Raw genomic sequence first — 2,021 nt, forward strand, 5'->3', positions numbered from 1 at the left:
CCGGCGCGCAGGAGGGCGCGGTGACGCTGTTCATCCGCCATACCTCGGCATCGCTGACGATCCAGGAAAACGCAGATCCGTCGGTGCTCGACGATCTGATGACGGCGCTCGGCCGGCTGGCGCCAGAGGATGCCGGGTGGAGCCATGACACCGAAGGCCCCGATGACATGCCGGCGCATATCAAGACCATGCTGACCGCGACTTCGCTGCATGTGCCGGTGCTCGGGGGCGCGCTCGCGCTGGGGACCTGGCAGGCGATCTATCTGGTCGAGCATCGCCGCGCGCCGCACCGCCGCGAGGTCGTGCTGCAGTTTGCCGGAGGGACCTGATATGAGACGTGGTCCGTGATTAAAGCCCGATAACCGAGAAGAAAAGCGCGATGCTCCACATCACGATCGAGATGATCGCGGTCCAGCGCGCGAACATCAAATAGGTCTCGCGCATGATCGTCGATACCATCTTCTGTGCGACGGCCTGCGGTGGCCGGCTTTCCTTGGGAAGATACAGCCACAACTCGGTATGGCGGTGATTCTTGGTCCGGGCCTCATGGGCTTTCAGGACGAGGACCAGGGTCATGAAGATGGTCAGAAAACCTCCCGCCTGAAAGGCGGAGCGCGGCAGAAACGACAGGCCGATCATGACGCAGAAGATCGCGAGTGTCGCGAAGGCGCATGCGCGAAGCACCGTTGCATAGGCAATGCGGCGCATCGCGTCCATGATCTGCCCCTCCGTTCACGCAGGACCTGAAGCTGCAGCGTAGCCGCAAGGTCACACGCCCTCAATCGGCAGCGCGCCGGCTAGAGGCCGATTTTGAGAAAGTTGCCGACGGCAGGCAGCGCCAGGATCGCGGTTCCCGCAAGCCAGATCCAGAGCGAGGCGTCGTTCGATTCCGAGGCGCCGGTAACCCGCTCGTAGATGGCGGCCGGAATTCCGCCGAGAATGACCGTGGCGGTCGAAACCATCAAGGACGCGAACATCAGCGTCAGCGACAGGTTTCCGAACAGCAGGGGACCGGCGATCGTCTGCACGTAGAGCAATGAGAAGATCAGCCACAGCTGGTTGAATATGCCGTTGATCATGCCGAAGAACGCTATGCCGATGAAATAGAAATTGCGGTTCATGACGCCGCTCCACCAAGCTTGGGGGCGAGGTTCAGCACCAGCAAGGTGTAGTGAAACGCGACGCGCAGCCAGAACATCCAGACGAAGCCGAACAGCCAGAGCACGGCGGGAACGGTCACCTTCGGGGTCACCACCGCGATCACGCCGATCACCGGATCGGTGAACCGGCAAAAGAACCGCCAGATGTAATTGGGCGAATCCGGATCGACCATCAGGCCGAGCAGGAAACGGCCGAGCATGGTGTACATCAACGCCGCCAGAACGAAGTTCGGCAGGTGATAGTACCAATAGGTGGCGATAGAGGTTGCCGTATCCAAAGTCCGATGCCTCCCGCAGTGTCTCTACAATCGATCAACCGGGATGTGTAACGACACCACGATCGCACGCAACAATGGCAAGCGCCGACTTGCCCGGCAAGAGCGGACGCAAGGTCTTCGAAAACAAAACGGGGCCCCGGAGGGCCCCGTTTATCGAGAGGTATTGCAGCGCTCCTAGGTGGTCTTCTCTTCGAGCGTTGTCCTGCCCCGCGGCTTGCGGATGTCGTCGACATAGGCCTGCATTTCCTTCGACGGCTCCTTGCCGAGAAGGCTGACCACGTAGATGACGGCGAAGCCGAGCGGGGCTCCCAGCATCCCGCAGGCGATGTTGGTGAGGCCGAACCAGCCCACCTTGTTGACCAGCGGGTGGGCCACGGCCGGCCAGGACTCCATGGCATTTGGCAATGCCATGGCCTTCGCCAGATCGACCAGGGGTGCCCCCGTGATCGGGTTCAGCAACGATGTCATGCCGAAATACTTCACACCGGCGCCCGGGAAGTAGCGTGTCGTCACGAGATAGAACAGACACAGTCCGAAGCCGGCAATGATGCCGCAGACCGCGCCGGTCGATGTCGCGCGCTTC

4 protein-coding genes and 1 pseudogene are annotated in these 2,021 nt (G+C 61.5%); 1 reads left to right on the plus strand and 4 read right to left on the minus strand.

Going from position 1 to position 2,021, the window contains the following annotated elements:
- Positions 1-329: secondary thiamine-phosphate synthase enzyme YjbQ (locus Q8R73_RS12150; RefSeq protein ID WP_305719790.1), on the plus strand; the 329-nt coding region annotated here is incomplete at its 5' end.
- A gap of 19 nt (positions 330-348) precedes the next feature.
- On the opposite strand, the gene Q8R73_RS12155 is transcribed toward Q8R73_RS12150, so the two are convergent.
- The 4 genes and pseudogenes from Q8R73_RS12155 to Q8R73_RS12170 form a co-directional block, all read right to left on the minus strand.
- The gene (locus tag Q8R73_RS12155; protein WP_305719791.1) at positions 349-717 is read right to left on the minus strand and encodes a hypothetical protein; all 369 of its coding nucleotides are present in this window, start codon (positions 715-717) and stop codon (positions 349-351) included.
- 80 nt (positions 718-797) lie between these two features.
- A complete protein-coding gene (locus tag Q8R73_RS12160; RefSeq protein WP_305719792.1) occupies positions 798-1,121 on the minus strand; it encodes a hypothetical protein in 324 nt (107 codons plus the stop codon).
- On the minus strand, positions 1,118-1,438 hold the full coding sequence (locus tag Q8R73_RS12165) for a hypothetical protein (RefSeq protein WP_305719793.1): 321 nt from the start codon (positions 1,436-1,438) through the stop codon (positions 1,118-1,120). Before Q8R73_RS12165 ends, Q8R73_RS12160 begins: the two co-directional genes overlap by 4 nt.
- A 174-nt stretch (positions 1,439-1,612) precedes the next feature.
- Positions 1,613-2,021: pseudogene (locus Q8R73_RS12170) on the minus strand (hypothetical protein); the annotation flags it as partial.

This window comes from Bradyrhizobium sp. (assembly GCF_030697065.1).
In the GTDB taxonomy this organism is placed as follows: domain Bacteria; phylum Pseudomonadota; class Alphaproteobacteria; order Rhizobiales; family Xanthobacteraceae; genus Bradyrhizobium.